The sequence below is a fragment of the Pseudomonas sp. KH_050 genome (assembly GCF_057838875.1).
The window spans coordinates 4,528,761-4,554,067 of record NZ_CM174478.1 but is presented as its reverse complement, the minus strand read 5'-3'; the positions used below and the strand labels follow the sequence as shown (position 1 = coordinate 4,554,067).

30 protein-coding genes are annotated in these 25,307 nt (G+C 59.9%); 19 read left to right on the top strand and 11 right to left on the bottom strand.

Annotation, left to right across the window (positions count from 1 at the left end; all coding sequences use genetic code 11):
- Positions 1-75: 75 nt before the first annotated feature.
- The 6 genes from AC3IUA_RS20695 (at position 76) to pyrF (ending at position 5,182) form a co-directional block, all read left to right on the top strand.
- A complete protein-coding gene (locus tag AC3IUA_RS20695) occupies positions 76-879 on the top strand; it encodes an alpha/beta fold hydrolase (RefSeq protein ID WP_489356769.1) in 804 nt (267 codons plus the stop codon).
- Positions 876-1,730 (top strand): alpha/beta hydrolase, encoded by an 855-nt coding sequence (locus AC3IUA_RS20690; RefSeq protein WP_489356768.1) that lies wholly within the window; start codon positions 876-878, stop codon positions 1,728-1,730. The genes AC3IUA_RS20695 and AC3IUA_RS20690 overlap by 4 nt, the downstream gene beginning before the upstream one ends.
- A 50-nt stretch (positions 1,731-1,780) precedes the next feature.
- Positions 1,781-2,440 carry a glutathione S-transferase family protein gene (locus AC3IUA_RS20685; protein WP_489356767.1) on the top strand — a complete coding sequence of 220 codons (660 nt, stop codon included), beginning with the start codon at positions 1,781-1,783 and terminating at the stop codon, positions 2,438-2,440.
- Positions 2,437-3,255, top strand: a complete 819-nt coding sequence (locus tag AC3IUA_RS20680) for a DUF4892 domain-containing protein (RefSeq protein ID WP_489356766.1) — start codon at positions 2,437-2,439, stop codon at positions 3,253-3,255. The genes AC3IUA_RS20685 and AC3IUA_RS20680 overlap by 4 nt, the downstream gene beginning before the upstream one ends.
- Before the next feature lie 72 nt (positions 3,256-3,327).
- Positions 3,328-4,380 carry an AI-2E family transporter gene (locus tag AC3IUA_RS20675; protein ID WP_489356765.1) on the top strand — a complete coding sequence of 351 codons (1,053 nt, stop codon included), beginning with the start codon at positions 3,328-3,330 and terminating at the stop codon, positions 4,378-4,380.
- 103 nt (positions 4,381-4,483) lie between these two features.
- The gene (gene pyrF, locus AC3IUA_RS20670) at positions 4,484-5,182 is read left to right on the top strand and encodes an orotidine-5'-phosphate decarboxylase (RefSeq protein ID WP_489356764.1); all 699 of its coding nucleotides are present in this window, start codon (positions 4,484-4,486) and stop codon (positions 5,180-5,182) included.
- Between the two features lie 106 nt (positions 5,183-5,288).
- Here pyrF and AC3IUA_RS20665 read toward each other — a convergent pair whose 3' ends face one another.
- Positions 5,289-6,296, bottom strand: coding sequence for an NADP-dependent oxidoreductase (locus tag AC3IUA_RS20665; protein ID WP_489356763.1), 1,008 nt, complete (start codon positions 6,294-6,296; stop codon positions 5,289-5,291).
- Between the two features lie 254 nt (positions 6,297-6,550).
- Here AC3IUA_RS20665 and AC3IUA_RS20660 point away from each other — a divergent pair, with 254 nt between their 5' ends.
- A complete protein-coding gene (locus AC3IUA_RS20660; protein ID WP_489356762.1) occupies positions 6,551-7,312 on the top strand; it encodes an SDR family oxidoreductase in 762 nt (253 codons plus the stop codon).
- Between the two features lie 256 nt (positions 7,313-7,568).
- On the opposite strand, the gene AC3IUA_RS20655 is transcribed toward AC3IUA_RS20660, so the two are convergent.
- Together AC3IUA_RS20655 and AC3IUA_RS20650 are read right to left on the bottom strand one after the other, a co-directional pair.
- A complete protein-coding gene (locus tag AC3IUA_RS20655; RefSeq protein ID WP_489356761.1) occupies positions 7,569-8,645 on the bottom strand; it encodes a 3-deoxy-7-phosphoheptulonate synthase in 1,077 nt (358 codons plus the stop codon).
- Between the two features lie 130 nt (positions 8,646-8,775).
- Complete coding sequence (locus AC3IUA_RS20650) at positions 8,776-9,219, bottom strand: PilZ domain-containing protein (protein WP_489356760.1); 444 nt, start codon at positions 9,217-9,219, stop codon at positions 8,776-8,778.
- On the opposite strand from AC3IUA_RS20650, the gene AC3IUA_RS20645 reads away from it, so the two are divergent.
- The 5 genes from AC3IUA_RS20645 to cysB all read left to right on the top strand — a co-directional run bounded on the left by AC3IUA_RS20645 (position 9,218) and on the right by cysB (position 13,167).
- Positions 9,218-9,604 (top strand): thioredoxin family protein, encoded by a 387-nt coding sequence (locus AC3IUA_RS20645; RefSeq protein WP_489356759.1) that lies wholly within the window; start codon positions 9,218-9,220, stop codon positions 9,602-9,604. The genes AC3IUA_RS20650 and AC3IUA_RS20645 overlap by 2 nt on opposite strands.
- The gene (locus AC3IUA_RS20640; protein ID WP_489356758.1) at positions 9,601-10,554 is read left to right on the top strand and encodes a putative 2-dehydropantoate 2-reductase; all 954 of its coding nucleotides are present in this window, start codon (positions 9,601-9,603) and stop codon (positions 10,552-10,554) included. The genes AC3IUA_RS20645 and AC3IUA_RS20640 overlap by 4 nt, the downstream gene beginning before the upstream one ends.
- Before the next feature lie 23 nt (positions 10,555-10,577).
- Positions 10,578-11,483 (top strand): 5'-nucleotidase, encoded by a 906-nt coding sequence (locus AC3IUA_RS20635; RefSeq protein ID WP_489356757.1) that lies wholly within the window; start codon positions 10,578-10,580, stop codon positions 11,481-11,483.
- Positions 11,484-11,579: 96 nt separating this feature from the next.
- The gene (locus AC3IUA_RS20630) at positions 11,580-12,080 is read left to right on the top strand and encodes a universal stress protein (protein ID WP_489356756.1); all 501 of its coding nucleotides are present in this window, start codon (positions 11,580-11,582) and stop codon (positions 12,078-12,080) included.
- 112 nt (positions 12,081-12,192) lie between these two features.
- The gene (gene cysB / locus AC3IUA_RS20625) at positions 12,193-13,167 is read left to right on the top strand and encodes an HTH-type transcriptional regulator CysB (protein ID WP_489356755.1); all 975 of its coding nucleotides are present in this window, start codon (positions 12,193-12,195) and stop codon (positions 13,165-13,167) included.
- Positions 13,168-13,180: 13 nt separating this feature from the next.
- On the opposite strand, the gene AC3IUA_RS20620 is transcribed toward cysB, so the two are convergent.
- Together AC3IUA_RS20620 and AC3IUA_RS20615 are read right to left on the bottom strand one after the other, a co-directional pair.
- Positions 13,181-13,663 carry a GreA/GreB family elongation factor gene (locus AC3IUA_RS20620; RefSeq protein WP_489356754.1) on the bottom strand — a complete coding sequence of 161 codons (483 nt, stop codon included), beginning with the start codon at positions 13,661-13,663 and terminating at the stop codon, positions 13,181-13,183.
- Between the two features lie 2 nt (positions 13,664-13,665).
- Positions 13,666-14,052, bottom strand: a complete 387-nt coding sequence (locus tag AC3IUA_RS20615; RefSeq protein ID WP_489356753.1) for a hypothetical protein — start codon at positions 14,050-14,052, stop codon at positions 13,666-13,668.
- 126 nt (positions 14,053-14,178) lie between these two features.
- Between AC3IUA_RS20615 and earP the strand changes: the two genes are divergently transcribed.
- Positions 14,179-15,312 carry an elongation factor P maturation arginine rhamnosyltransferase EarP gene (gene earP, locus AC3IUA_RS20610; RefSeq protein ID WP_489356752.1) on the top strand — a complete coding sequence of 378 codons (1,134 nt, stop codon included), beginning with the start codon at positions 14,179-14,181 and terminating at the stop codon, positions 15,310-15,312.
- A gap of 48 nt (positions 15,313-15,360) precedes the next feature.
- The gene (locus tag AC3IUA_RS20605; RefSeq protein ID WP_419117214.1) at positions 15,361-15,933 is read left to right on the top strand and encodes an elongation factor P; all 573 of its coding nucleotides are present in this window, start codon (positions 15,361-15,363) and stop codon (positions 15,931-15,933) included.
- Between the two features lie 91 nt (positions 15,934-16,024).
- Here AC3IUA_RS20605 and AC3IUA_RS20600 read toward each other — a convergent pair whose 3' ends face one another.
- The 3 genes from AC3IUA_RS20600 to AC3IUA_RS20590 all read right to left on the bottom strand — a co-directional run bounded on the left by AC3IUA_RS20600 (position 16,025) and on the right by AC3IUA_RS20590 (position 18,189).
- Positions 16,025-16,444: an organic hydroperoxide resistance protein gene (locus AC3IUA_RS20600; RefSeq protein ID WP_489356751.1), complete on the bottom strand. Its 420-nt coding sequence runs from the start codon at positions 16,442-16,444 to the stop codon at positions 16,025-16,027.
- A 256-nt stretch (positions 16,445-16,700) separates the two neighbouring features.
- Entirely contained in the window at positions 16,701-17,162 is a 462-nt protein-coding gene (locus AC3IUA_RS20595) for a MarR family winged helix-turn-helix transcriptional regulator (RefSeq protein ID WP_489356750.1), read from the bottom strand.
- Between the two features lie 70 nt (positions 17,163-17,232).
- Positions 17,233-18,189, bottom strand: coding sequence for a LysR family transcriptional regulator (locus AC3IUA_RS20590; RefSeq protein WP_489356749.1), 957 nt, complete (start codon positions 18,187-18,189; stop codon positions 17,233-17,235).
- A 108-nt stretch (positions 18,190-18,297) separates the two neighbouring features.
- Here AC3IUA_RS20590 and AC3IUA_RS20585 point away from each other — a divergent pair, with 108 nt between their 5' ends.
- Entirely contained in the window at positions 18,298-19,047 is a 750-nt protein-coding gene (locus AC3IUA_RS20585; protein WP_489356748.1) for a sulfite exporter TauE/SafE family protein, read from the top strand.
- On the opposite strand, the gene AC3IUA_RS20580 is transcribed toward AC3IUA_RS20585, so the two are convergent.
- A complete protein-coding gene (locus AC3IUA_RS20580; RefSeq protein ID WP_489362417.1) occupies positions 19,037-19,888 on the bottom strand; it encodes a LysR substrate-binding domain-containing protein in 852 nt (283 codons plus the stop codon). The genes AC3IUA_RS20585 and AC3IUA_RS20580 overlap by 11 nt on opposite strands.
- Before the next feature lie 97 nt (positions 19,889-19,985).
- Here AC3IUA_RS20580 and AC3IUA_RS20575 point away from each other — a divergent pair, with 97 nt between their 5' ends.
- The 3 genes from AC3IUA_RS20575 (at position 19,986) to AC3IUA_RS20565 (ending at position 21,912) form a co-directional block, all read left to right on the top strand.
- On the top strand, positions 19,986-20,213 hold the full coding sequence (locus AC3IUA_RS20575; protein WP_489356747.1) for a DUF1127 domain-containing protein: 228 nt from the start codon (positions 19,986-19,988) through the stop codon (positions 20,211-20,213).
- Positions 20,214-20,249: 36 nt separating this feature from the next.
- Complete coding sequence (locus AC3IUA_RS20570; RefSeq protein ID WP_489356746.1) at positions 20,250-20,615, top strand: DUF1127 domain-containing protein; 366 nt, start codon at positions 20,250-20,252, stop codon at positions 20,613-20,615.
- Positions 20,616-20,682: 67 nt separating this feature from the next.
- Complete coding sequence (locus tag AC3IUA_RS20565) at positions 20,683-21,912, top strand: winged helix-turn-helix domain-containing protein (RefSeq protein WP_489356745.1); 1,230 nt, start codon at positions 20,683-20,685, stop codon at positions 21,910-21,912.
- Positions 21,913-21,972: 60 nt separating this feature from the next.
- Here AC3IUA_RS20565 and AC3IUA_RS20560 read toward each other — a convergent pair whose 3' ends face one another.
- Positions 21,973-23,319, bottom strand: coding sequence for a class II 3-deoxy-7-phosphoheptulonate synthase (locus AC3IUA_RS20560; RefSeq protein WP_489356744.1), 1,347 nt, complete (start codon positions 23,317-23,319; stop codon positions 21,973-21,975).
- Positions 23,320-23,479: 160 nt separating this feature from the next.
- Between AC3IUA_RS20560 and AC3IUA_RS20555 the strand changes: the two genes are divergently transcribed.
- A complete protein-coding gene (locus AC3IUA_RS20555; RefSeq protein ID WP_489356743.1) occupies positions 23,480-24,235 on the top strand; it encodes a spermidine synthase in 756 nt (251 codons plus the stop codon).
- Positions 24,236-24,300: 65 nt separating this feature from the next.
- On the opposite strand, the gene AC3IUA_RS20550 is transcribed toward AC3IUA_RS20555, so the two are convergent.
- The gene (locus tag AC3IUA_RS20550; RefSeq protein WP_489356742.1) at positions 24,301-25,092 is read right to left on the bottom strand and encodes a crotonase/enoyl-CoA hydratase family protein; all 792 of its coding nucleotides are present in this window, start codon (positions 25,090-25,092) and stop codon (positions 24,301-24,303) included.
- Positions 25,093-25,307: the final 215 nt, after the last annotated feature.

Below are 25,307 nucleotides of genomic sequence, written 5' to 3'. Positions count from 1 at the left end.
GGCAGTTACGGTCATTGCTGTTCTTCAGCGGCTTGCGGACAATCAACGCCTGATTTCGTTTATGGATTGGCCGGTATGTCGCAGATATTTTTCGCTCACGCCAATGGCTTCCCTTCGGCCACCTACGGCAAGTTATTCGCCGCGCTGGCGCCCGAATATGAGGTTGCCCATCTGCAGCAACACGCCCACGACCCGCGTTTCCCGGTGGACGACAACTGGTTGAACCTGGTGGATGAGTTGATTCATCACCTCGAGCAACAGCCTGAGCCGGTATGGGGTGTCGGCCATTCTTTCGGTGGAGTGCTGCACCTGCATGCGGCGTTGCGCTGCCCAGAGCTCTATCGCGGGGTGGTGATGCTCGATTCTCCGGTGCTGACCCGCGCCGATCAGTGGGTGATCCGCGCAGCCAAGCGCTTTGGTTTTATCGATCGGCTGACCCCGGCTGGCCGCACCCTGGGGCGACGGGAAGAGTTCGCCGATCTGGAAGCCGCGCGCCATTACTTCGCCGGGAAAACCCTGTTTCGCGGCTTCGATCCGGAATGCTTCGACGCTTACCTGCAGCACGGATTGCACAAGGTCGGCGATCGTCTGCGCTTGAGTTTCGATCCGGCGACGGAAATCAGCATTTACCGTGGCGTCCCACATACCAGCCCGGGTCGCACACGGCAGTTGAAAGTGCCGTTGGCGGTGGTCCGCGGCCGGCAGAGCAGGGTGGTGATGCGCCATCACGCCAGCTCGGTCGGGCGCCTGCCCCATGGTGAGTCGCTGACCATGCCCGGCGGGCACATGTTTCCCCTCGAGCGCCCACAGGACACCGCCACGCTGCTGAAGAATCTGTTCAGTCGCTGGGAAAGCCGCAGGGAGCGAAATTGCGCATGAAAATCCCGGTTGAAGAAGTTCGCCTGAGCCTGCCGCATATCGAGTTGGCCGCGCACATGTCTGGTCCCGAAGACGGCTTGCCGGTGATTGCCTTGCACGGCTGGCTGGACAACGCAAACAGCTTCGCGCGGCTGGCGCCCCAGCTCTCGGGATTGCGCATCGTCGCGCTGGACATGGCCGGGCATGGTCATTCCGGGCATCGGCCACTTGGCGCCAGTTACGCACTATGGGATTACGCCTACGACGTGCTGCAAGTTGCCGAGCAGCTGGGCTGGAAGCGCTTTGCCCTGCTAGGGCACTCGCTGGGGGCGATCGTATCGCTGGTGCTGGCCGGCGCGCTGCCGGAGCGCGTGAGCCATCTGGCGCTGATCGACGGGGTCATTCCTCCTACCGCAAAAAGCGACAATGCTGCCGAACGAATGGGCATGGCCCTGCAAGCACAACTGGATCTGCAGGACAAACGTAAACCGGTCTACAGCACCCTCGATCGCGCCATCGAAGCACGCATGAAAGGCTTGGTGGCGGTCAGTCGGGAAGCGGCGGAGTTGCTCGCCCAGCGCGGGCTGATGCCGGTACCGGGCGGCTATACCTGGCGCAGCGACAGCCGTCTGACTCTGGCTTCGCCGCTGCGTTTGACCGAAGAGCAGGCGATGGCTTTCGTCCAGCGCATCAGTTGCCCGACCCGGCTGGTGGTCGCCGCGGACGGCATGTTGGCGCAACATCCGCAATTACTGGAGCGTCTACCCTTTAGCCGTGAACAGTTGCCTGGCGGCCATCATTTGCACCTGAATGACGAGCCCGGCGCCGCCCTTGTTGCAGACTGTTTCAATCGGTTCTTCGCCGTTCCTTGACTTGCAGCAGGCAACTGTCGAGGCTGGGCGGGTTGAAATGGGAGACAACCATGATAGATCTCTACACCGCTGCGACTCCGAATGGCCACAAGGTCTCTATCGTGCTCGAGGAACTCGGCCTGCCTTACAAAGTGCATGCCTTGAGTTTCGATAAAAAGGAACAGAAGGCTGCAGATTTTCTCAAGATCAATCCCAATGGCCGGATTCCGGCGATTGTCGATCGCGCCAATGGCGACTTCGCCGTGTTCGAATCCGGCGCCATCCTTATCTATCTGGCCGAGTTGACCGGGAAACTCATGCCCGGCGATCCCAAGGGGCGCTCGCTGGTGATGCAATGGTTGATGTTCCAGATGGGCGGCATCGGCCCGATGCAGGGCCAGGCCAATGTGTTTTTCCGCTATTTCCCGGAGAAGCTCCAGGGCGCCATCGACCGTTATCAACATGAAACCCGCCGCTTGTACGAAGTGCTGGACACTCGCCTGCAAGCGGCCGAGTTTCTGGCCGGCGCTTACAGCATTGCCGACATCGCGACCTTTCCCTGGGTCCGTGGCCATGAGTGGTCCGGGGTCTCGGTAGACGGCTTGCCGGCCTTGCAGCGCTGGATGGCCACCCTGGAGGCCCGCCCGGCAGTGCAGCGCGGCTTGCTGGTGCCGCCGCGCATCGACGATGCGAGTGTCATCCAAGGCGCTCAGGCCATGCTGATCCGATGAGAGTACCCATGCGTTTAATCAATATGCTCGGGCTGGTCTGTTTCAGTCCGCTGTTGTTCGCTGCCGATGTTCCCGGCAGCCAGGATTTACCCATAGTGCCGCGGTTACCCGATGCGCAGATTGTCGAATACCGGCCTACCGCGGAGCTGGAGCGGATCTACCCTTTGGGGTCGATCCGCAAAATAAGCGGTCAGCTGCGTTTCGACGGTCAGGTCAGCGCCCGCGGGCAAGCCACCTCCGTGACCTACCAGTTGCCGCCCGAGCATTCGTCCACCGAAGCGTTTACCGCCGCCCGTGAAGCCTTGCAAAAGCAGGGCGCGGAGCTGTTGTTCTGGTGCCAGGCTCGCGATTGCGGGGAAAGCAGCCTGTGGGCCAACGAGGTCTTCGGCAATGCCAAGCTCTATGGCTCCGACGAGCAGCAGGCTTACCTGCTGTTGCGTCTGGCGGCACCCCGGGACAATTCGCTGGTGGCGCTGTACAGCATCACTCGCGGCAATCGTCGGGCTTACCTGCATGTCGAGCAATTTGATGCCAGCACACCCTTGGGCGAGTTGATGCCCACTTCCGCGACCTTATTGCGCCAACTCAAGGACACCGGCGAGCTGGATTTTCCGAAGCTCGACGGTGAGCCATTACCGGCCTGGCTGACCTTGTTGGCTCGCGGGCTGAACCTCGATACCACGATGCGGGTCAGTGTTTCCGGGCCCAATGCCGAGGTTTGGCGCCAGGCGCTGATCGGGCAGGGTGTGCTGGCGGCGCGGATGGAGACAGGGAGCGCGCAAGCGTCAGGCCTGCACATCGAATTGCTGCGATAAATCTTCTCAAGGCGACCAAGCCTCCGTGCTGTTCGCCTACTCTTATCGATTGACCCTTTCACGAGATCTTTCATGCCCAATAACGATCGCCTGTTGGTGCAGATCCTGCTCCTGGTGTTGTTCGGCGCCAGCTTCTGGGTAATGGCGCCGTTCTGGTCGGCGCTGTTCTGGGGCGCGGTGCTGGCTTTTGCCAGTTGGCCGCTGATGCGTTTGCTGACCCGTTGGCTGAATGACCGCGAGTCCCTCGCCGCGGCGCTCTTGACCCTTGGCTGGATGTTGCTGGTGGCGGTTCCGCTGGTCTGGCTCGGCTTCAATCTGGCCGACCATGTGCGTGACGCCGTGGCGTTTATCAAGGATGTGCAGGTCGATGGCCTTCCCGAAGCACCGACCTGGCTGGCGGGCATTCCTTTTGTCGGCGGGCGGCTGCTCGGGGTCTGGAACAGCATCGACCAACAGGGCGCGGCGATGATGCTCGCGGTCAAACCCTATCTGGGGCAGGTCGGCAACTGGTTGCTGGCGCGCAGCGCACAGATCGGCGGCGGGATTCTCGAGCTGACCTTGAGCATCGTCTTTGTATTTTTCTTCTATCGCGACGGGCCGCGCCTGGCGATGTTCGTCCATCGTTTGCTGGAACGGCTGATCGGCGACCGCGCCGGTTACTACATCGAACTGGTGGCGGGCACGGTCCAGCGGGTGGTCAACGGCGTGATCGGCACGGCGGCCGCACAGGCGGTCCTGGCGCTGATCGGCTTCCTGATTGCCGGTGTGCCTGGCGCGCTGGTGCTGGGTATCGTCACCTTTCTGCTCAGCCTGATCCCTATGGGCCCGCCGCTGGTGTGGATTCCGGCGACCGCCTGGCTGGCCTGGAAAGGCGATTACGGCATGGCGGTGTTCCTTGGGGTCTGGGGCATGTTCATCATCAGTGGCGTCGACAACGTGCTCAAACCCTACCTGATCAGCCGCGGCGGCAATCTGCCGCTGGTGATCGTCCTGCTCGGGGTGTTTGGCGGCTTGATTGCCTTTGGCTTTATCGGTCTGTTCATCGGCCCGACCCTGCTGGCCGTGGCCTACAGCCTGTTGACCGACTGGAGCACCAGCCAGGCAAAGGTGAGCGACAAGCACTGATCCGCATGTCAGTCTCGAGAATGAATTACCGATCATTGGGTCCCGCATTGAGGCTGGTTCCGCTACAATGCGCGCCGATTTCGACTTGCCTGAGAGCCTACTCATGTCCGCCTGCCAGACTCCTATCATCGTCGCCCTGGATTTCCCCACCCGTGACGCCGCGCTGAAGCTGGCCGATCAGCTGGACCCGAAACTGTGCCGGGTCAAAGTCGGCAAGGAGCTGTTCACCAGCTGTGCCGCGGAGATCGTCGGGACCTTGCGTGACAAGGGTTTCGAAGTCTTCCTCGACTTGAAATTCCACGACATCCCGAACACCACCGCGATGGCCGTCAGGGCTGCCGCAGAAATGGGCGTGTGGATGGTCAACGTCCACTGCTCCGGTGGTTTGCGCATGATGGCCGCCTGTCGTGAAGTGCTCGATCAGCGTACCGGTCCCAAGCCGCTGCTGATCGGCGTGACCGTGCTGACCAGCATGGAACGCGAGGACCTGGCGGGAATCGGTCTGGACATCGAGCCTCAGGAGCAAGTGCTGCGCCTGGCGGCATTGGCGGAAAAAGCCGGGATGGACGGTCTGGTCTGCTCGGCGCTGGAAGCCCAGGCCCTGAAAGCCGCGCATCCATCCCTGCAATTGGTGACGCCGGGGATTCGTCCGGCGGGCAGTGCCCAGGACGACCAGCGTCGTATCCTTACGCCACGTCAGGCACTGGATGCCGGTTCCGATTACCTGGTGATCGGCCGTCCGATCAGCCAGGCGGCCGATCCGGCCAAGGCCTTGGCAGCGGTAGTGGCCGAACTGGCGTAAAGATCAAAAGATCGCGGCCTGCGGCAGCTCCTACGGGATTGATGTACACCCTGTAGGAGCTGCCGCAGGCTGCGATCTTTTTACGGACGCACCGCAGCATCCGGTCTCAAGACACCTTCAACACCAGCTTGCCAAAGTTCTCGCCACTGAACAGTTTCATCAGGGTTTCGGGGAACGTCTCCAGTCCTTCGACGATATCTTCCTTGCTCTTGAGCTGACCCTTGGCCATCCAGCCCGCCATTTCCTGCCCGGCGGCGGCGAATTGAGCGGCATAGTCCATCACCACAAAGCCTTCCATGCGTGCACGATTGACCAGCAGCGACAGGTAGTTGGCCGGGCCTTTCACCGCCTCTTTGTTGTTGTACTGGCTGATGGCGCCGCAGATCACCACGCGGGCTTTCATGTTCAGACGGCTGAGCACCGCATCGAGAATATCGCCGCCGACGTTATCGAAATAAACGTCCACGCCTTTCGGGCATTCGCGCTTGAGCCCTGCGACCACGTCTTCGCTTTTGTAATCGATGGCGCCATCGAAACCCAGTTCGTCGATCAGGAATTTGCACTTGTCCCGGCCACCGGCGATGCCCACTACACGGCAACCCTTGATCCTGGCGATCTGCCCGGCAATGCTGCCCACTGCACCCGCCGCGCCCGAGATCACCACGGTTTCACCAGCCTTGGGAGCGCCGACGTCGAGCAGGGCGAAGTACGCGGTCATTCCGGTCATGCCCAACGCTGACAAATAGCGTGGCAGCGGTGCCAGTTTCGGATCGACTTTGTAGAAGCCGCGTGGCTCGCCGAGGAAATAGTCCTGCACCCCGAGTGCGCCGTTGACGTAGTCGCCGACAGCATAGCCCGGATTATTCGAGGCCACGACCTGGCCAACGCCCAGCGCGCGCATCACTTCGCCAATGCCCACTGGCGGAATGTAGGACTTGCCTTCGTTCATCCAGCCACGCATGGCCGGATCCAGCGACAGGTATTCGTTCTTGACCAGGATCTGACCCGCCGCCGGTTCGCCGACCGGTACTTGCTGATAGGTGAAGTTCTCGCGGGTCGCGGGGCCCACCGGGCGTTTGGCGAGCAGGAATTGGCGATTGGTCTGGGCAGTCATGAAAGGCACTCAATGATGAATGAAGTCTGATTGATAGACCCTGATGGTCAATGTCGCAAGGTTTGCTGATGCAGCGAATAGCCTGTGATCCAATCGGGTGATAGTGATTAGTGGTCTGTGCGGCTAGTACAGGCCACCAAGGTGTCTTTATCACTGCAACGCATAAGTGCTCAACTGGCCTTCTGATAGTGCTGCTGCGTCCCGGGCCGCTGTGCCTAGACTGCGCTCACCCGCATTTCATCGAGGACATAACAATGAGCATGACATTTTCCGGCAAGGTCGCATTGGTCACTGGCGCGGCGGCCGGTATTGGCCGCGCAACGGCCCAGGCGTTTGCCGCCGAAGGCTTGAAAGTGGTGGTCGCGGACCTGGATGTGGCGGGAGGCGAGGGCACCGTCGAGCTGATTCGCGCCGCTGGTGGCGACGCGGTTTTCGTGCGCTGCAATGTCACCCTTGAAGCCGATGTGCAGCAGCTGATGGCGCAAGCGGTCATCGCCTACGGCCGGGTCGACTACGCATTCAACAATGCCGGGATCGAGATCGAAAAGGGCAAGCTCGCCGACGGTACCCTGGACGAGTTCGACGCGATCATGGGGGTCAACGTCAAGGGCGTCTGGCTGTGTATGAAATATCAGCTGCCGCTGATGCTCGCCCAGGGCGGCGGCGCCATCGTCAACACTGCCTCGGTGGCCGGCCTGGGTGCGGCACCGAAGATGAGCATCTACGCGGCGTCGAAACACGCGGTGATCGGCCTGACCAAATCGTCGGCCATCGAGTATGCGAAGAAGAAAATCCGCGTCAATGCCATTTGCCCGGCAGTGATCGACACCGACATGTTCCGTCGGGCCTATGAGGCTGATCCCAGGAAGGCCGAGTTCGCCGCCGCCATGCACCCGGTCGGTCGCATCGGCACCGTCGTAGAGATTGCCAGCGCCGTGCTCTATCTGTGCAGCGATGGCGCAGCGTTCACCACCGGTCACGCCCTGGCGGTGGATGGCGGGGCGACGGCTATCTGAGCGTCTGGTTGAGCAGGCATAAAAAAACCGGAATCCTTTAAGGTTCCGGTTTTTTAATCACCAAATTGTGCGGCGTACTTCGTACCTTGTGGCGAGGGAGCTTGTTGTGGCGAGGGGGCTTGCCCCCGCTGGAGCGCGAAGCGGTCCTAAATCAGGCAACGCGTTCGTTCAGTTAAAACCGGTGTACAGATTTTACGACTGCTTCGCAGCCGAGCGGGGGCAAGCCCCCTCGCCACAGTAAGCCCTCTTGGCACAGTTACCCGCGCTGGCGCTTGGGCAGTACATCCTTGAGCTTGGCGTGCATGCTGCGCAAGGTTTTTTCGGTAGCGGTCCAGTCGATGCAGGCGTCGGTGATGGAAACACCGTATTGCAGGTCGGCCAAATCTTTCGGAATCGACTGGCAGCCCCAATTCAGATGACTCTCGACCATCAAGCCGATGATCGACTGATTGCCTTCGAGGATCTGGTTGGCGACGTTCTCCATCACCAGCGGTTGCAGTGCTGGGTCTTTGTTGGAGTTGGCGTGGCTGCAGTCGACCATGATGTTCGGCTTGATCTTCGCCTTGTTCAGCGCTTGCTCGCAGAGCGCGACGCTGACCGAATCGTAGTTCGGCTTGCCATTGCCACCGCGCAGCACCACGTGACCGTAGGCGTTGCCCTTGGTGGTGACGATCGACACGCCGCCTTCCTGGTTGATGCCGAGGAAGCGGTGAGGGCTGGAAACCGACTGCAGGGCGTTGATCGCCACGGTCAGGCCACCGTCGGTGCCGTTCTTGAAGCCGACCGCCGAGGACAGGCCGGAAGCCATTTCACGGTGAGTCTGAGATTCGGTGGTGCGTGCGCCGATGGCCGACCAGCTGATCAGGTCCTGCAGGTACTGCGGCGAGATCGGATCGAGGGCTTCGGTTGCGGTCGGCAGACCCATTTCGGCCAGGTCCAGCAGCAATTGACGACCGATGTGCAGGCCGTCCTGAATCTTGAACGAGTCATCCAGGTATGGATCGTTGATCAAGCCTTTCCAGCCGACGGTGGTACGCGGTTTTTCGAAATAGACCCGCATCACCAGATAAAGGGTGTCGGACACTTCCGCAGCGAGCGCCTTGAGGCGCTCGGCGTATTCGTGCGCGGCCTTGATATCGTGGATCGAGCAAGGCCCGATGACGACGAACAGGCGGTGGTCGGTGCCATCAAGAATGTTGCGAATGACTTCGCGGCCCTTGGTCACGGTGCGCAGGGCAGCGTCGCTCAAAGGGATATCACGCTTGAGCTGATCGGGAGTGATCAGGGTCTCGTTGGAGGCGACGTTAAGGTCGTTGATCGGTAAATCAGCCATCGTTTACTCGTCAGGTCACGGGTGCCGGCCGCCAGCGATCCCCGCGCGGCGGAGCACAGCAGATTTAAGCGCGTCGGGGAGCCGAACCTTAGCGCGTTACACCATGGCTCGACAATGGGCAAGCGCGGGTTTAATCCAGCACAGGCTGCATAAATACCTGTCGGACGTGGTCATGGGAGAACTCCTCGGCATGCTGCTGAACCCATTCCAGGGCCACGGCTTCGACGCCCTCATGTTTGGTCTGCGGCTCGTGCAGGCGACAATAACGCGCCATCTGGCAAACCTGTTCGCCCATGCGCGCGCAGAACAACGTCTGTTCGTCGACAAAAGCAATTCCGACCAAATACCCTCGCTTGCGTCGCAGGCACCAGACCACATAGCCCAGGTAGCATGCATTTTCACCGAGGGTTGGCATGCGAACTTCCAGTGCAGTCCCGTAGCGCCAGGCTCGGTGATAATTGCAAGCCATGCCGCCGAGGCTGATAGAGTGCAGCTGTTGGCGGGAAATACATTCACGTTTACGTAAGGTCAACTCGACCGGAACATCATCAGGATGAGGTAGAAAACGTCTCATGAACGCGGACTCCGAGTCTCGGTTATTTGACATTGTTTCACCCAGTATAGTGGCCCAATCGCAGCTGACTGATTTCGACGCCGATCAACAGCTGTTGGCGATGAACGGCGTGTCGCTGGTGATTTTCACCAGTGTCGGTTGCGCCAGTTGCCGCTGGGCCCGCCAGCAGCTGCCCGGCCTGGATCTGGCGGTCGATCGGCTGTGCTGGATCGATGCGGGGCACAACGGTGGGGCGGTCGAGCGTTATCAGGTATTTCATTTGCCGGCGCTGTTCGTGGTGCGCAACGGCGAGTTTTACGGGGCTTTACAGTCGCGGCTGACGCGCCATGAGCTCAATGAGAGCGTGCGTCAGGCGCTGAGTCGAATTCCAGAGGAGTTGCCATGATGGGTGCAGTGCCGCGAATCGGCATTATCGGAACCGGGGCGATCGGCGGTTTTTACGGGGTGATGCTGGCGCGTGCCGGGTTTGATGTGCACTTCCTGTTGCGCAGTGAATTTGCCGCGGTCGCCGAACATGGCTTGCAACTCAACAGCGCCATGCATGGCGAGTTGAGGCTGAATCCGGTCCAGGCCTATTCCTGCGCAGACGACATGCCGCCTTGTGACTGGCTGTTGGTGGGTGCGAAAACCACCAGCAACGCCGAGCTTGCACCGGCAATCATCAAGGCCGCCGCTGCAGGAGCCAAAGTGCTGCTGTTGCAGAACGGACTGGACGTCGAAGACAGTCTGCGCGAGCTGTTGCCGGATTCGCTGCACCTGCTGGGTGGCCTGTGTTTTATCTGCGTGCATCGCACAGCTCCGGGTGTGATCGAACATCAAGCGCTGGGCACGGTGAACGTCGGCTACCACAGCGGCCCGGCCCAGGCTGATGAAGCGGCACGCCAGGCGATCGTCGAGCAAGGCGCCGGGCTGTTTCGCCAGGCCGGCATCGACTCTCAGGCCATGGCCAACCTGCAGCAGGCGCGCTGGCAAAAACTGGTCTGGAATGTACCGTACAACGGTCTTTCAGTGCTGTTGGGCGCCAGTACCACGCCGTTGATGGCCGATGCCAGCAGTCGCGAGCTCATTCAGGCGCTGATGGCCGAAGTGGTGCAGGGCGCGTCGGCCTGCGGTCATACGATGCCGCCGGGCTATGCCGAACATCTGTTCAAGGTGACGGAAAAGATGCCGGACTACTGGCCGAGCATGTACCACGATTATCTGCATAAACGCCCGTTGGAATTGTCGGCGATCTACGCCAGGCCCTTGGCCGTCGCCAGCGCCGCAGGCTGTGAGCTACCGAAAATCGAGGCGTTGTATCAGGCTTTGAGTTTTGTCGATCGGCGTAACGGCTGAGTCTGTCAGCCAGGGGGAGCGAAATGGCAAAGGGTTTGGGCGACAAGCTGGTAGTGGCGATCTCCTCACGTGCGTTGTTCGATTTAACCGAGAGCCATAAGGTTTACCTGGCGCACGGAGTCGAAGCCTATCGCCAGTATCAGATCGAGCATGAGGACGAGTTCCTTGAACCGGGCGATGCGTTTCCACTGGTAAAGAAATTGCTCAGCCTCAATGCCAGTCTCGGTCGCGCGCGAGTCGAGGTGGTGCTGGTTTCACGCAATAGCGCCGATACCGGTTTGCGCGTATTCAACTCGATTGAGCATTACGGTCTCGATATTTCCCGCGCCGCCTTTGTCGGTGGGCGCAGTCCCTATCCCTATCTGGCGGCCTTTGGCTGCGATCTGTTTCTGTCAACCCATGCCGAGGATGTACGCAGCGCACTGGACGCCGGCTTCGCCGCGGCGACCATTCTCTCCGGTGGTGCCCGGCGGGCGGCCAGTGGCGAATTGCGTATCGCTTTCGATGGTGACGCGGTGTTGTTTTCCGATGAGTCCGAGCGCGTTTATCAGTCGGGTGGGCTCGAGGCCTTCCAGGCCAGTGAGCGCGAGTCGGCTCGTGAGCCACTGCGCGGCGGGCCGTTCAAAGGCTTTCTGGCGGCGCTCTATCTGCTGCAGCGAGAGTTTCCCGACAACGCCTGTCCGATTCGCACGGCGCTGGTGACCGCACGTTCTGCACCGGCCCACGAGCGGGTGATCCGGACCTTGCGCGAGTGGGATATTCGTCTGGACGAGTCCTTGTTTCTCGGCGGCCTGACGAAGTCGGCGTTTCTTGAAGCCTTCGCCGCCGACGTGTTTTTCGACGATCAGGCCGGTCATTGCGAATTGGCCCGCGAGGTGGTCGCCACCGGACACGTTCCCCACGGCATCAGCAATGAGCAGAAGGTTTAAGCCGAATGTTCAAGGCTTTATGCAGAATTACGTACTCGCCAAGGCACTGCTAAGCTGAATCAAATCTCCGCCATATTTGGCGTTCGAGGAGGTCATATGATTCATTCGATGCTGTATGCCACTGACCTCGGTGTGTACGCCCCCTATGTGATGCAACATGCTCTGGCACTGGCTAGAACCTTCAATGCCAACCTGTACGTGGTTCACGCGGTCGAACCCATGGGGCTGTTCGCCGAATCGGTGCTACAGAGTTACCTCGATGAGCAGGCCTTGAACGAATGGCACAGTCAGGGCCTGTCCACAGTGATGGCCAATATCGAGCAGCGCGTGCTCGACAGCTTTCGCGAAGAGTTGGGGGAGGGCCAGCAGGACCTGGCACTGATCCAGTCGGTCAGGGTATTTCAGGGCGATCCGTCACAGGTCATTCTCGAACAGGCACAGAAACTCTCGGTGGATTTGTTGATCGTAGGTAGTCATAGCCATGGTGCCGGTGGGGAAACGCCGTTGGGCCGGACCGCCGCCCGGGTTTTGCAGTTGGCTCAGGTGCCGGTGTATCTGGTGCCTTTGCTGCAGCGTCGGCGACACGGGGACAGGTGAGGCTTGAATTCTGGCCTTTGATAAAAAGTTCTAGATTTATTCTTCAAACCATTAATATAGTTATATACCGTTCGCTGATGCCCGTGGCGTCTACCTGCTTTGAGGGATACATATGAAGCTTCAACAATTGCGCTACATCTGGGAAGTGGCGCACCACGACCTCAACGTTTCGGCTACTGCCCAAAGCCTTTACACCTCGCAACCAGGTATCAGCAAACAGATCCGCCTGCTCGAGGACGAGTTGGGGGTCGAGGTTTTCGCTCGCAGCGGCAAGCACCTGACGCGAGTCACCCCGGCCGGTGAACGCATCATCACCACGGCTGGCGAAATTCTGCGCAAGGTCGAGAGCATCAAGCAGATCGCCCAGGAGTTCTCCAACGAGAAGAAAGGCACCCTGTCGATCGCCACTACCCACACCCAGGCGCGTTATGCGTTGCCGCCGGTCATCAGCAGCTTCATCAAGCAATACCCTGACGTCGCCTTGCACATGCATCAGGGTTCGCCGATGCAGATCGCCGAAATGGCCGCAGACGGTACCGTGGATTTTGCCATCGCGACCGAAGCGCTGGAGTTGTTCGGCGACCTGGTGATGATGCCGTGCTATCGCTGGAACCGTTGCGTGGTCGTTCCCCAGGGCCATCCGCTGACCAAGTTGCCGAAGCTGACCCTGGAAACCCTGGCCGAATACCCGATTGTCACCTATGTGTTCGGTTTCACCGGTCGTTCAAAACTCGACGAAGCCTTCAGCCATCGCGGCCTGACACCAAAAGTGGTGTTCACCGCCGCCGATGCCGACGTGATCAAGACTTACGTGCGTCTCGGGCTGGGCGTGGGCATCGTCGCGAGAATGGCGGTCGACGCCAAGCTCGACAGCGACCTTGTAGTGCTCGATGCCAGTGACTTGTTCGAGTCCAGCGTGACCAAGATCGGTTTCCGCCGAGGCACTTTCCTGCGGGGTTTCATGTGCGACTTCATCGAGAAGTTTGCCCCGCACCTGACGCGCGAAATCATGGCCAAGGCCATTCAGTGCCACAACAAGCAGGAACTGGAAGAGCTGTTCGACGGCGTCGAGCTGCCGATCCACTAAAAAACCGCTGGACTCATTTCACCTCGGTGACAGCAAACTGTTGCCGGGTGCCCGCCACATTGATTTCCACCTCATCGCCCTCGAATTTGCCCAGCAGGCTTTTGCCCAGCGGCGAGCGCGGGGTGATGACGGTAATCAGCTGCCCCACCAGATAGACCTTCAGTCCGGCCGCATCAGGGCCCAAAAACAGCCACTGCTGATTGCCGTTGTCGTCTTCAAGGCCGAGCAAGGAACCGACCTGGATGCCTTGTTGCTCGTCATACGGGCGCAGGCTCAGGTTTTGGCACAGCACCAATGATTGCCTGATCTCTTCCACGCGCCTGGCCTGGCCTGTCGCCAGATAGGAAGCCTCCAGGCCCAGGGTGTCGTACTTGTTCTCGGCTTTGTTTTCTTCGTGGGTCGCGGTTTCGTAGGCTGTTTGCGCGGCGCGTTGGGCGATATCGAGATCGACCTTGAGCTTTTCGAGGATCAGGCTGTGGACGGTGTGTTTATTCATGGTTAATCGCAGAATTGCAGGACATTGGCCCGGCTCTTGTCGCTGGGGGCAGTCTGGTCTTGTTGCAGCCAGAACTGGCATTTGGGGTTGGACAGATTGCGCAGGTTGTTGCGGGCATTGTCCAGGCTTTGCTGCTGTTCGTTCTTGCGCAGGTTTTCCTGGTATTGCTCGAACATGCGGTTCGGTTCGGCAAGTGGCGGTTTCGTCAGCTGCTGAACCGCCTCAGCCACCGGCGCCAGCTGCTGACTGAAGATAAATCGCGAAGCCAGCCAGCAGGTCAATGCGATCGCCATGAAGCCCAGCCACAGACCGAGGGCGATGCTACCGGTCAGCTGTAGCGGATTGAGGCTGATGGGCATTGAACGACGGGGGTGTGGACGATAAGGCATGGCGGCCTCCTGGCAGGCAGTCTTTGATCAGGCAAAGAGCAATTGTCGTAGATTAATCGACTTCGCCCCCTTCTGCGCGAGACCATTTATGCGGACAATCGGCGCCTTTGCCAAATGGAGCCCGGAATGAAAGCCACCTGGGATATTTTCTGCACGGTCGTCGATAACTACGGCGACATCGGCGTGACTTGGCGCCTGGCCCGGCAACTGGTCGCCGAACATCCCTGCACGGTGCGACTGTGGGTCGATGATCTGCGCGCTTTCGAACGCTTGTGTCCATCCATCGACGTCAATGCGGCCCGGCAGTGGCAACAGGGGGTCGAAGTTTGCCACTGGTCCGCCGAGTGGCAATCGACGGCCGCGGCAGACGTGGTGATTGCCGCCTTTGCTTGCCAATTGCCGACGGCGTACATGGAGGCAATGGCCGCCCGGGAAAAAAAACCGTTGTGGCTCAATCTCGATTACTTGAGTGCCGAGGACTGGACGGTGGGTTGCCATGGCTTGCCGTCAGTGAAATACCAGCATGTGCAGAAGTACTTCTTCTTTCCCGGATTCAAGGCCGGCACCGGCGGTTTGCTGCGTGAGGCCGGCCTGCTCGAGCAGCGTCGGCAGTTTCAGCAAAACCCCCGGTCCCGGCAAGAGTTCCTGCTGGGGCTCGGCGTTGCTCCGATCGCGCAGGCACGGCTGATCTCGTTGTTCACCTATGAAAATACCGGGCTGGCCAGTTGGCTCGACGTCATGGCCGCGGATTCGAAACCGACCCATTTGCTGGTCCCCGAAGGGCGGATTCTCGGCGATGTGCAGCGTTGGCTCGGAGTCGACGAGTTGTCGGTGGGCGCGGTACAGGTGCGTAACGCGCTGACCGTGCAGGTGTTGCCGTTCGTCCGACAGGACGATTACGACCGCCTGTTATGGTGCTGCGATTTCAATGCGGTGCGCGGCGAAGACTCTTTCGTGCGGGCGCAGTGGGCGGGGCGGCCACTGCTGTGGCATATTTATCAGCAGGAAGACGATGTCCACCTGGACAAGCTGGAAGCATTCCTGGCGCTGTATACCGAGGGTTTGTCAGCCCCCGCCAAAGCGGCGCTCAACGGCTTGTGGCGGGCCTGGAATGCCGGGCAAAATATGGCTGAACACTGGCTGGCGGTGCAGAATCACTGGCCTGAACTGACCGAACACGCCGAGGCATGGTCTCTGGAACAAGCCTCGCGGGCGGATCTTGCTGCGACGCTGGTACAGTTTTACCTAAATTGGATATGATACGCGGCCTAGATTTTTGTAAATCCCATCCAAATTCGGATATTCGTAATGAAAACTGGTAAAGAGCTGAAACCCGGTACTGTCATCAAGCTCGAAAACGACCCTTGGCTGGTTCAGAAAGCTGAATTCACCAAGTCCGGTCGTAACAGCGCGATCATGAAAACCAAGCTGAAAAACCTGCTGACCGGTTACAAGACCGAGATCGTTTACAGCGCCGACGACAAACTGGACGACGTAATCCTCGACCGCAAGGAAGCGACCCTGTCCTTCATCAGCGGCGACACCTACACGTTCATGGACACCACTGACTACACCATGTACGAGCTGAACGCCGAAGACATCGAAGCTGTTCTGCCATTCGTCGAAGAAGGCATGACCGATGTTTGCGAAGCAATCTTCTTCGAAGAGCGTCTGGTTTCCGTTGAGCTGCCGACCACTATCGTGCGTCAGGTTGACTACACCGAAGGTTCCGCTCGCGGCGACACTTCGGGCAAGGTAATGAAGCCTGCCAAACTGAAAAACGGTACCGAGCTGAGCGTTGCAGATTTCGTTGAAATCGGCGACTGGATCGAGATCGACACCCGTGAAGGTGGCTCCTACAAGGGCCGCGCCAAGGTTTAAGCCAGACTTAAATCGCGTGTGTAAAAAAGCCCGACCAATGAGTCGGGCTTTTTTGTGGGCGTCGTTCGGACGCCGCGACGATGTACAGCGTTCAGACCGTGACGTGCAAGCGCACATCGACGTTACCGCGGGTGGCGTTGGAGTAGGGGCAAACCTGATGCGCGGCATCGACCAGGGTCTGCGCTTGCGCCTGTTCCAGGCCGGGCAGGCTGACGTGCAGGTCGATATCCAGGCCAAAACCACCAGGGATCTGGCCAATGCCGACATGGGCGGTGATCGAGGCATCGTCGGGGATTTTGCGTTTGCTCTGGCTGGCGACGAATTTCAATGCGCCGATGAAGCAGGCGGAGTAACCGGCAGCGAACAGCTGCTCAGGGTTGGTTGCCTCGCCACCAGCACCACCGAGTTCTTTCGGGGTGGCGAGTTTCACGTCGAGGATATTGTCGCTGGAAATCGCGCGGCCATCGCGGCCACCGGTAGCGGTTGCGACTGCGGTATAGAGAGTTTGCATGGTCGGAGTCTCTTTTTGATGGGTTTATTTGCGCTAAATATTTGCGCGCCAAGTAAGTGCGAAATAAATGTAGCTCGCAAATAGTTAGTGCGCAATATAAATTTCACAACAGATTTTCAGGGCGCGAAGGGCCCCCAAAGATCGCAGCCTGCGGCAGCTCCTTGTATCTACGGGGGGTATATCCGGGAATCCATTGGGGACGCGGTCGGCGTAGGAGCTGGCGAAGCCTGCGATCTTTTGCGGTTTGATTGGCTGCCTACAGGCTGTCCTGCAAATGGCCACGCAAAGCCAGCAAATCGCCTTGCAGCTTACGTATCTGCTCCAGGGTCTGGCCACTGGCGCCGAGGATGCATTGCGGGATATCCCGGGCCTTGTCCCGCAGGGCGCGGCCTTGGGCGGTCAATTCAACGATGACCACACGCTCGTCTTCACGGCTGCGGGTGCGGCTCAACAAGCCTTCGGCTTCGAGGCGCTTGAGCAGCGGCGTCAATGAGCCGGGATCGGTCAGCAGGCGGGTACTGATCTCGCCTACGGTCAACCCGTCGCGCTCCCACAACACCATCATCGCCAGGTACTGCGGATAGGTCAGGCCCAAGGCCTGCAATAGCGGTTTATAGACCTTGGTCATCAACAACGAGGTGGAATGCAGGGCAAAACACAACTGATTGTCGAGTAGCAGTTGGTCGCAGTTATCCGGGGTGGTACTAACGCTTTTCATGTTGGGACCTTGATCATTACTGATCCTGAATTTAGAGCTCGAATCTTTAATGTGCCAGACAATTTTCTATCTACTGCCAGCCCAGATCGCTCTGCAGGGCCAGATCCCAAGGCGGAACAGGACTGAATCGGACCTTGAGATATTCCAATAATAATCGACTGCGGGAACTGGCCTGCTGTTCGAGGCGCAGGGCATAAATCCCGGTGGTCTCCGGTTTGGGCAGACCCTTTTCGCAAAACAGCGGCAGCAATTCACCGCGCAGCAAATACTCGCTGATCAGCCAGGTCGGCAGATGGGCGATACCCAACCCGGCCAGCGCACCGCAGAGCAGGGCTTCGGCATTGTTGGCACTCATGCGCACGCGTTGCGGGCGGTACGATTGCAGCTGTCCATCAAGCTCGAAGCGCCAGGCGAAAGGCGGCGCCAGTCCCTCCCAATCAAGGCCGTCGTGTTCGCTCAACTCCCTGGGATGGGTCGGCGCACCGCGACGTTTCAAATAGGCCGGGCTGGCGCAGGCAATCCGCACCATGCTCGCCAAGGGTGTGGCGACCAGTCGGGTATCGGCCATTTGTCCGGCCCGCAGCACCAGATCGACCTTGCCCAGGTTCGAACCCTGCATGTCGACAAAACTGTCGATCAGGTGCAGCTGAACATCCAGTCCCGGATAGACCACCAGGAAGTCGGCAATTACCGGGGCCAGGTGTCGGCGGCCGAAAGCGGCCGGGGCGTCCACCCGAATCAGTCCCTCAGGGGCATCGCTCAGGGAGGCCGCTTCGGCCCGGGCCAGGCGCAATTCGGCGACTACCCGTCGGGCTCGCTCGGCAAAGGCCAGCCCCGCCGGGGTCGCGCGCACTGCATGGGTGCTGCGAATGAACAATTGGCTGCCGAGGGCATTCTCCAGGCTGTCGATACGTCGGGCGACTGCCGATGGCGTCAGCGGATGGCGTCGCGAGGCGGCGGAGAAACTGCCGGTTTCCAGTACATCAAGAAACAGGCCGAGCTGATCGGTGAGGAGTTTGGGGTTCATGCGTTGAGTTCACTTATGCGGGTTTAGCATAGCCATTGTGCGTTGCTGTGCGTTTCCACGCCAGAGCAGATTGCGTAGCATGCATAGCCAGACGTGAGGGAATGGCCTGTGATCGAGTTAGTGATGTATCTGGCACTGGGTGCTGCCCTGGGGACCCTGGGCGGGTTGTTCGGTATCGGCGGCGGCCTGATCGCGATTCCGGTTCTGGGCGTGTTGTTCGGTCTGGATCAGCAGATTGCTCAAGGCACGGCCCTGGTCATGGTGGTGCCAAACGTGATGCTGGCGTTGTGGCGCTATCACCAGCGCAATCGGATTGAGCTGTGCCATGCCATGCCCCTTGCCTTGATGGGCTTTTGCTTCGCCTGGCTGGGCTCGATCTGGGCGGTCGGGATCGATGCGCGGGTGATGCGTATCGGCTTCGTCGCGTTCCTGATCGCCTTGTCGGCCTACAACCTGGCGCGAATGTTTGTGGCCAGCGCGCCGGTAACTGCGCAAATGCGTTACCCGTGGCCCTGGCTGGGGGTGTTGGGCGCCGCGTCCGGGACTATGGGGGGATTGTTCGGCGTCGGCGGGGCGGTGGTCGCCACACCGGTATTGACCAGCCTCTTTGGCACCACTCAGGTAGTCGCCCAAGGCCTGTCCCTGGCCTTGGCCCTGCCGAGCACCGGCGTCACGCTGGTGACCTATGCGGCCCATCATCAGGTGGACTGGATGATCGGTTTGCCGTTGGCGGCTGGTGGGCTGTTGAGCATCAGTTGGGGGGTGAAAATCGCCCATGCCATGCCGGAGCGCCTGCTGCGCGGGCTGTTCTGCGGCTTTCTGGTGCTTTGCGCGGTGATACTCGCGATTAAAGTTTGAAGCCTTCGATGATGTGTTCAGCCAGGCATTCGGTAATCGGCGATGGGGTGTTCAGGTTACGCAGCAGCATGATGCTGGCCTCAGGTAGCACCGGTAGGTCTTCGGCGGCGCCGAGGATGCGCATATCCGGGGTGATCAGGCTCTCCAGTTGCGCGGTGACCGCGAGACCGGCGCTGACGATGGCCATGATCGCCGAGAGGCTGGAGCTGTTGTAGGCGATGCGGTAGTCGCGCCCGGCAGCATCCAGGGCGTTGCAGGCCCAGAGCCGGCAGAAACAATCGCTGTTGAACATCGCCAGGGGCAGCGGCGTCTGCTCGTGGGCGCTGAAGCATTGTGCCTCGGCCCAGACAAACCGCTCCTTGCGCAGCAACTGGCCAATTTCGTTGCCCGGTTCGCGGGTGACGATGGACAGATCCAGGTCCTGGCGCAGCAGCAGTTGCTTGGAGGATTCGCAATGCACTTCGATCTGGATCAACGGATAGGTTTTTGCGAAGCGTGACAGAATCCCCGGCAAGAAGCGCATCACATAGTCATCCGGCGTACCAATGCGCACGGTGCCGACCATATGCGGTTCGCGCAGCGTATTGAACACTTCGCTGTGCAATTTCAGGATGCGCCGGGCGTAGCCGAGCAGCACCTGACCCTCGGCGGTCAACCGCACCTGGCGGCCATCACGCTGAAACAGCTGGCGTTGCAACACGTCTTCTTCCAGACGCTTCATCTGCATGCTCACCGCGGACTGGGTGCGATTGACCAGCTCGCCGGCGCGGGTAAAGCCACCCTGGTCGGCAATCGCGACGAAGGTGCGCAGGACTTCAGTGTCGATGCTCGGGTAGGTCAATTGATCAATCTCCGAGATGTGTTGCATCAGAAACATTCGTTGGATTGATCTTAGCTCCAGCGCGAAACTCTAGCCATCCCCACTGGAGGGCAACACGATGAAAGGTCAAAGAGGTTATGTACTGGTAGACAAATTTTCATTCCAGGGTTTCTCCCTGCACCATCTGATGGAGAAGTTCGCCCGCTGGCATCAGCTCAATAAAGAGCGTGCGCTATTGGCCAGCCTGAGCGACGAGGCGCTGAAGGATATCGGGTTGAGTCGGGCGGATGTCGAGCAGGAATCCGAACGGCACTTCTGGGAAGATCCCCTGGGTAAAGGCAAGTAAATCCAATGCTCTGTAGAAACGTCTGGTCACTACCCCATGGCACCGGGTGAAAGCTCGAGCCATGGGGTTGGTGCCGATCTGGCAATAGACGGTCATAGACGTTCGCTAGATCCACTCCAGCACTTGCACAAGACTGCGATCTTCACTCTGAGGAATACCGTCATGGAACGACAGCAACATGCAATGAGTGTCGGTGTGGAAACACTCCGATTGGCTCTCTGTACATCAAGGCAGCATCTATCCACTGTACTGGCGAAGCTGAGTCGCTGGGGGCAGTTGAGTAAGGATCGTGTCGAGCTGGCTCGAATGAGTGACAACAGGCTGCGTGATATTGGCCTGAGTCGAGCCGATGTAATGAAGGATACCGTCCAGCCGTTCTGGCACGACCCATTGAGGCGTTAACCTGCGGGCATTGGCGTTTTGTGCGCCTGCCGCTAAGGTGGGGGGAGTCATCATCAAGAGCCGTTGAATGCCTACTCCTCTGTGTTTTTCCTTGAAGCAGGCCCGACGTCTGGCGTTGGCTGCCCAAGGGTTCTCCGGGCGTCAGTCGCCACCGACGGTCAAGTCGACCCAGCTCAACCGGTTGATCGAGCGTCTGGGCATCCTGCAGATCGATTCGGTCAACGCCCTGGTGCGTTCGCACTACCTTCCGCTGTTCTCCCGTCTTGGGAATTACTCAGCCGATTTGCTTGACCAGGCGGCCTGGAGTCAGGGCCGGCGACGGACGTTGTTCGAGTATTGGGGGCATGAGGCATCCTTGCTGCCGTTGTCGATGTATCCCTTGATGCGCTGGCGCATGCAGCGGGCGATCCAAGGGGAGGGCATTTATCAGCAGATGGCCCGTTTCGGTCGGGAGCAGCAGGAGACGATTCGTCGAGTGCTGGCCCTGGTCGAAGAACGCGGGGCGCTCGGCGCCGGCAGTTTGTCGACCCGCCAGGAACGGGCAGGCCCCTGGTGGGACTGGAGTGCCGAGAAGCATGCCCTGGAGTGGTTGTTCGCCGCCGGTGAAGTCACAGTCTCGGGACGTCGTGGTTTCGAGCGTCTTTATGATTTGCCGGAGCGGGTCATTCCCGCGGCGATTCTGCAGCAACCGCTACTCAGCGAGGCCGAGGCTCAGCGGGGACTATTGATGCATGCGGCCAGTGCGCTGGGCGTCGGTACGGACAAAGACTTGCGCGACTATTTTCGGCTATCGCCTGCCGACAGCCGAGCGCGCCTGGCCGAGTTGGTCGAGGAGGGTGAGTTGCTGCAGTGTGAGGTGCAGGATTGGCGGCAACCGGCCTATTGCCTGGCAGCGCCGAAAGTCCCACGCAAAGTCGAGGCCAGCGCCTTGCTTTCGCCGTTCGACTCATTGATATGGGAGCGCAGCCGAACCGAGCGGTTGTTCGATTTTCGTTATCGGCTGGAAATCTACACACCTCAGGCAAAACGGGTCTTTGGCTACTACGTGCTGCCGTTTTTACACAATGAGCGAATCGCCGCCCGCGTCGATTTGCGGGCCGAACGGGCTCAGGGACGACTGGCGGTGCATGCCGTGCATGAGGAAGAGCCGGGGCTGGATGAGCTGGGGATGCTGGCATTGGCCAGGAATCTGCGGCAGATGGCCGATTGGTTGGGGCTGGTGGAGATTCAGCTGAATTGCCCTAGGGCCAGCGCGGCGCGGTTGCGGGTGGCGTTGACAAATATCTGCGTCGCCTGACAAACCGAATCGCGAGCAGGCTCGCGATGGCGGTATATCAGACGACGAAAACCTGTTGATTCAACGCCGAACCTGCTTGAGGGTCTCGGCAATCAAAAACGCCAGTTCCAGCGACTGGTCGGCATTCATTCGCGGGTCGCAATGGGTGTGATAACGGTCCGACAAACCATCCTCGGTAATCGGCCGTGCGCCGCCGATGCATTCGGTGACGTTCTGCCCGGTCATCTCGATATGGATGCCGCCGGCATAGCTGCCTTCTGCTTCATGCACCTGGAAGAACTGCTTCACTTCATTGAGGATCTGCTCGAAGTCACGGGTCTTGTAGCCGCTGCTGGCCTTGATGGTGTTGCCGTGCATCGGATCGGAACTCCACAGCACCTTTTTGCCTTCGCTTTCCACCGCGCGGATCAGCTGTGGCAGATGGTCGCCGACCTTGTTCGCGCCCATGCGTGCGATCAGGTTGAGGCGGCCGGGATCATTGTCCGGGTTGAGGATGTCGATCAGGCGAATCAGCTCTTCGGTGTTCATGCTCGGGCCGACCTTGACCCCGATCGGGTTATTCACGCCACGCAGGAACTCGACATGGGCACCGTCGAGCTGGCGTGTACGGTCGCCGATCCAGAGCATATGCGCCGAACAGTCATAGTAGTCGTTGGTCAGGCTGTCGCGACGCACGAAGGCTTCTTCATAGTTCAGCAGTAACGCTTCGTGGGCGGTAAAGAAGCTGGTTTCGCGCAGTTGCGGCGAGCTGTCCATGCCGCAGGCACGCATGAAGGCCAGGGTTTCATCGATGCGATCGGCCAGGTGGCTGTACTTTTCGGCCAGGGCCGAGTTGGCAATGAAGTCCAGGTTCCATTTATGCACTTGATGCAGGTCGGCAAAACCGCCCTGGGCGAAGGCCCGCAGCAGGTTCAGGGTGGCGGTAGACTGATGGTAAGACTGCAGCAGCCGATCCGGGTCCGGCACCCGGCTCTTTTCGTCGAAACCGATGCCGTTGACAATGTCGCCACGGTAGGCGGGCAGGGTCACGCCATTGATGGTTTCGTCGTTCGACGAGCGCGGCTTGGCGAATTGCCCGGCCATGCGACCGACCTTGACCACTGGGCAGCCCGCGGCGAAAGTCATGACGATCGCCATCTGCAGCAGTACTTTGAACGTGTCGCGGATTTTTGCCGCCGAGAACTCGGCAAAGCTTTCCGCGCAATCACCGCCTTGCAGCAGAAACGCCCGGCCCTGAGTCACCTCGGCAAACTGACGGCGCAACTCCCGGGCCTCTCCGGCAAACACCAACGGCGGATAACTGGCCAGGCTTTGCTCGACCTGCAGCAAATGCACGGCGTCAGGGTAAACGGGTTGCTGCTGGATCGGCAGGGCGCGCCAGCTGTCAGGGCTCCAGGGTTGGCTCATCACGGACTCTAGTGTTTTAAGGTCGGATAGCCATGTTATCAGCAATTAGTGCGTGACCTGTTCCCGTCGATTCGCGGACAATCGCGCCTTTCCCGCTCGGTACCGAGCGGTTGGCTTTATCGCGTTACCGGGTTGAGCCCGGTGACGGTTAGGAGATGAGATGACTGAGGAGCGCGTCGAGCGCCTGCTCGCCGAGGTGCACGATGATTTCGGCATGATTCGGGTGCTGGAAGTGGCGGATTATCGCTTTCTCGAATTTGGCGATGCCATCGAGCAGAGCTGCGTGTTCACCGCCGACCCAAGCTGGCTGGAGTACGACTACACCCGGGCCATGCTGATCGGTGCGCTGTGCCACGACGCCCCGGAAAGCGCGCTGTTTCTGGGCCTTGGCGCCGGCACGCTGACCCAGGCCTGCCTGAAGTTTCTGTCGCTGGAAGACGTCGAAGCCATCGAGTTGCGCCCGGATGTCCCCCGCCTGGCCATCGAATACCTGGGTCTGGATGACGATCCTCGACTTTATATCCGAATCGGCGATGCCCTCGAGTTGCTCGAGACGGCCGAGTCGGCGGATCTGATTTTCGTCGACCTCTATACCGACGTCGGCCCGGGCGTCGGGCATCTGGCCTGGGGTTTTCTGGAAAACTGCCAGAAACGCCTTAATCCGGGTGGCTGGCTGGTGATCAATCAATGGGCCACTGACGACGGCAAGCCGTTGGGCGCGGCTTTACTGCGTGGTCTTTATCACCGGCATTATTGGGAGCTGCCGGTGAAGGAGGGCAACGTGATCCTGTTCGTTCCCGCGGATCTCGATCAAACCCTGGACATGGACGGCCTGATCGCCAGGTCCGAAGCACTGGCGCCGCGGCTGGGTTACTCGTTGCAGTCGCTGGTCAAGGCGATCCGCCCCGCGACCTGAAGGCTTGTGGGGAGCTATTGTGGCGAGGGGGCAAGCCCCCTCGCCACAGGGGTTTCTGGGGCTTCTCAACACCCCTTGAACACCCCTGGCCGCCGTTTCTGCATTGCCCGCAGACCTTCCTTGGCATCCTCGCTGTTCAGCAGCTTCTTGACCACCGGCAGCAACCCTTGAGTGGCGACGGTTTCACCTTCCAGACGCGCCTGGCGCGCCGACATCAGGGTCGCCTGGACACCTAGTGGTGCTTGTCTGGCAATACGTTCTGCCAATTCAAGTGCGCGGGGCATCAGGTCTTCGCTGGCCATTACTTCCTGCACCAGACCCAGGCGCAAGGCTTCATGGGCATCGAACTCATCGCCGGTCAGCAGCCAGCGCATGGCATTGCCCCAGCCAGCAATCTGATGCAGACGCAAGGTGGCGCCGCCGAAAGGGAAGAGCCCGCGCTGGACTTCCAGTTGGGCGAAGCGTGTGTTGCTGGCGCACAGGTTGATATCGGCGGCCAGCATCAATTCGATGCCCAGGGTCAGGCAATAGCCTTGCACGGCGACAATCACCGGTTTAGTGACCCTGGGCCCGGCGAATACGCCCCAGGGGTCGCAACCTCCGGCCGGTGCCTGCCAGCCTTCGGTCAGGGCGGCCGCGACATTTGCCAGGTCGAGCCCGGCGGTGAAGTGTTCGCCGTGGCCGAACACCACCGCCACCCGGGCGTCGGCATTACGTTCGAACTCGCCATAGGCCAGGCTGAGCTCATTGAGCAGATCAAGGTCGAAGGCATTGCGCTTGGCAACGCGATCGAGGCCGATCAACAGAATATGACCGCGCTGTTCACGGCTGACGCGACTTGGGCTGGGCTGTTTCATGGCATATCCTGGGGCGAGGAAAGGTCTCTCGGACTGAAGCGCTCAGCCTGTAAAGATGAAGCGTTTAAGCGTCCTGGCCAACAAGCTCGGGCCTTTAAAAAATAGACGTTGGGAAGATTATCCGCAAAGCCCGTGACAGAGAGGTGTACAGGTGATTTTTCTGATAAATATTTCTCCCTTTTTTCGGTATTTCCGGTATAGTGCGCGCCGGCCTT

What these genes read in the sequence shown, in the direction of transcription:
- AC3IUA_RS20695 (WP_489356769.1), top strand. Translation starts at nt 76, where the DNA reads ATGTCGCAGATATTTTTCGCTCACGCCAATGGCTTCCCTTCGGCCACC.
- AC3IUA_RS20690 (WP_489356768.1), top strand. Translation starts at nt 876, where the DNA reads ATGAAAATCCCGGTTGAAGAAGTTCGCCTGAGCCTGCCGCATATCGAG.
- AC3IUA_RS20685 (WP_489356767.1), top strand. Translation starts at nt 1,781, where the DNA reads ATGATAGATCTCTACACCGCTGCGACTCCGAATGGCCACAAGGTCTCT.
- AC3IUA_RS20680 (WP_489356766.1), top strand. Translation starts at nt 2,437, where the DNA reads ATGAGAGTACCCATGCGTTTAATCAATATGCTCGGGCTGGTCTGTTTC.
- AC3IUA_RS20675 (WP_489356765.1), top strand. Translation starts at nt 3,328, where the DNA reads ATGCCCAATAACGATCGCCTGTTGGTGCAGATCCTGCTCCTGGTGTTG.
- pyrF (WP_489356764.1), top strand. Translation starts at nt 4,484, where the DNA reads ATGTCCGCCTGCCAGACTCCTATCATCGTCGCCCTGGATTTCCCCACC.
- AC3IUA_RS20665 (WP_489356763.1), bottom strand. Translation starts at nt 6,296, where the DNA reads ATGACTGCCCAGACCAATCGCCAATTCCTGCTCGCCAAACGCCCGGTG.
- AC3IUA_RS20660 (WP_489356762.1), top strand. Translation starts at nt 6,551, where the DNA reads ATGAGCATGACATTTTCCGGCAAGGTCGCATTGGTCACTGGCGCGGCG.
- AC3IUA_RS20655 (WP_489356761.1), bottom strand. Translation starts at nt 8,645, where the DNA reads ATGGCTGATTTACCGATCAACGACCTTAACGTCGCCTCCAACGAGACC.
- AC3IUA_RS20645 (WP_489356759.1), top strand. Translation starts at nt 9,218, where the DNA reads ATGAACGCGGACTCCGAGTCTCGGTTATTTGACATTGTTTCACCCAGT.
- AC3IUA_RS20650 (WP_489356760.1), bottom strand. Translation starts at nt 9,219, where the DNA reads ATGAGACGTTTTCTACCTCATCCTGATGATGTTCCGGTCGAGTTGACC.
- AC3IUA_RS20640 (WP_489356758.1), top strand. Translation starts at nt 9,601, where the DNA reads ATGATGGGTGCAGTGCCGCGAATCGGCATTATCGGAACCGGGGCGATC.
- AC3IUA_RS20635 (WP_489356757.1), top strand. Translation starts at nt 10,578, where the DNA reads ATGGCAAAGGGTTTGGGCGACAAGCTGGTAGTGGCGATCTCCTCACGT.
- AC3IUA_RS20630 (WP_489356756.1), top strand. Translation starts at nt 11,580, where the DNA reads ATGATTCATTCGATGCTGTATGCCACTGACCTCGGTGTGTACGCCCCC.
- cysB (WP_489356755.1), top strand. Translation starts at nt 12,193, where the DNA reads ATGAAGCTTCAACAATTGCGCTACATCTGGGAAGTGGCGCACCACGAC.
- AC3IUA_RS20620 (WP_489356754.1), bottom strand. Translation starts at nt 13,663, where the DNA reads ATGAATAAACACACCGTCCACAGCCTGATCCTCGAAAAGCTCAAGGTC.
- AC3IUA_RS20615 (WP_489356753.1), bottom strand. Translation starts at nt 14,052, where the DNA reads ATGCCTTATCGTCCACACCCCCGTCGTTCAATGCCCATCAGCCTCAAT.
- earP (WP_489356752.1), top strand. Translation starts at nt 14,179, where the DNA reads ATGAAAGCCACCTGGGATATTTTCTGCACGGTCGTCGATAACTACGGC.
- AC3IUA_RS20605 (WP_419117214.1), top strand. Translation starts at nt 15,361, where the DNA reads ATGAAAACTGGTAAAGAGCTGAAACCCGGTACTGTCATCAAGCTCGAA.
- AC3IUA_RS20600 (WP_489356751.1), bottom strand. Translation starts at nt 16,444, where the DNA reads ATGCAAACTCTCTATACCGCAGTCGCAACCGCTACCGGTGGCCGCGAT.
- AC3IUA_RS20595 (WP_489356750.1), bottom strand. Translation starts at nt 17,162, where the DNA reads ATGAAAAGCGTTAGTACCACCCCGGATAACTGCGACCAACTGCTACTC.
- AC3IUA_RS20590 (WP_489356749.1), bottom strand. Translation starts at nt 18,189, where the DNA reads ATGAACCCCAAACTCCTCACCGATCAGCTCGGCCTGTTTCTTGATGTA.
- AC3IUA_RS20575 (WP_489356747.1), top strand. Translation starts at nt 19,986, where the DNA reads ATGAAAGGTCAAAGAGGTTATGTACTGGTAGACAAATTTTCATTCCAG.
- AC3IUA_RS20570 (WP_489356746.1), top strand. Translation starts at nt 20,250, where the DNA reads ATGGCACCGGGTGAAAGCTCGAGCCATGGGGTTGGTGCCGATCTGGCA.
- AC3IUA_RS20565 (WP_489356745.1), top strand. Translation starts at nt 20,683, where the DNA reads ATGCCTACTCCTCTGTGTTTTTCCTTGAAGCAGGCCCGACGTCTGGCG.
- AC3IUA_RS20560 (WP_489356744.1), bottom strand. Translation starts at nt 23,319, where the DNA reads ATGAGCCAACCCTGGAGCCCTGACAGCTGGCGCGCCCTGCCGATCCAG.
- AC3IUA_RS20555 (WP_489356743.1), top strand. Translation starts at nt 23,480, where the DNA reads ATGACTGAGGAGCGCGTCGAGCGCCTGCTCGCCGAGGTGCACGATGAT.
- AC3IUA_RS20550 (WP_489356742.1), bottom strand. Translation starts at nt 25,092, where the DNA reads ATGAAACAGCCCAGCCCAAGTCGCGTCAGCCGTGAACAGCGCGGTCAT.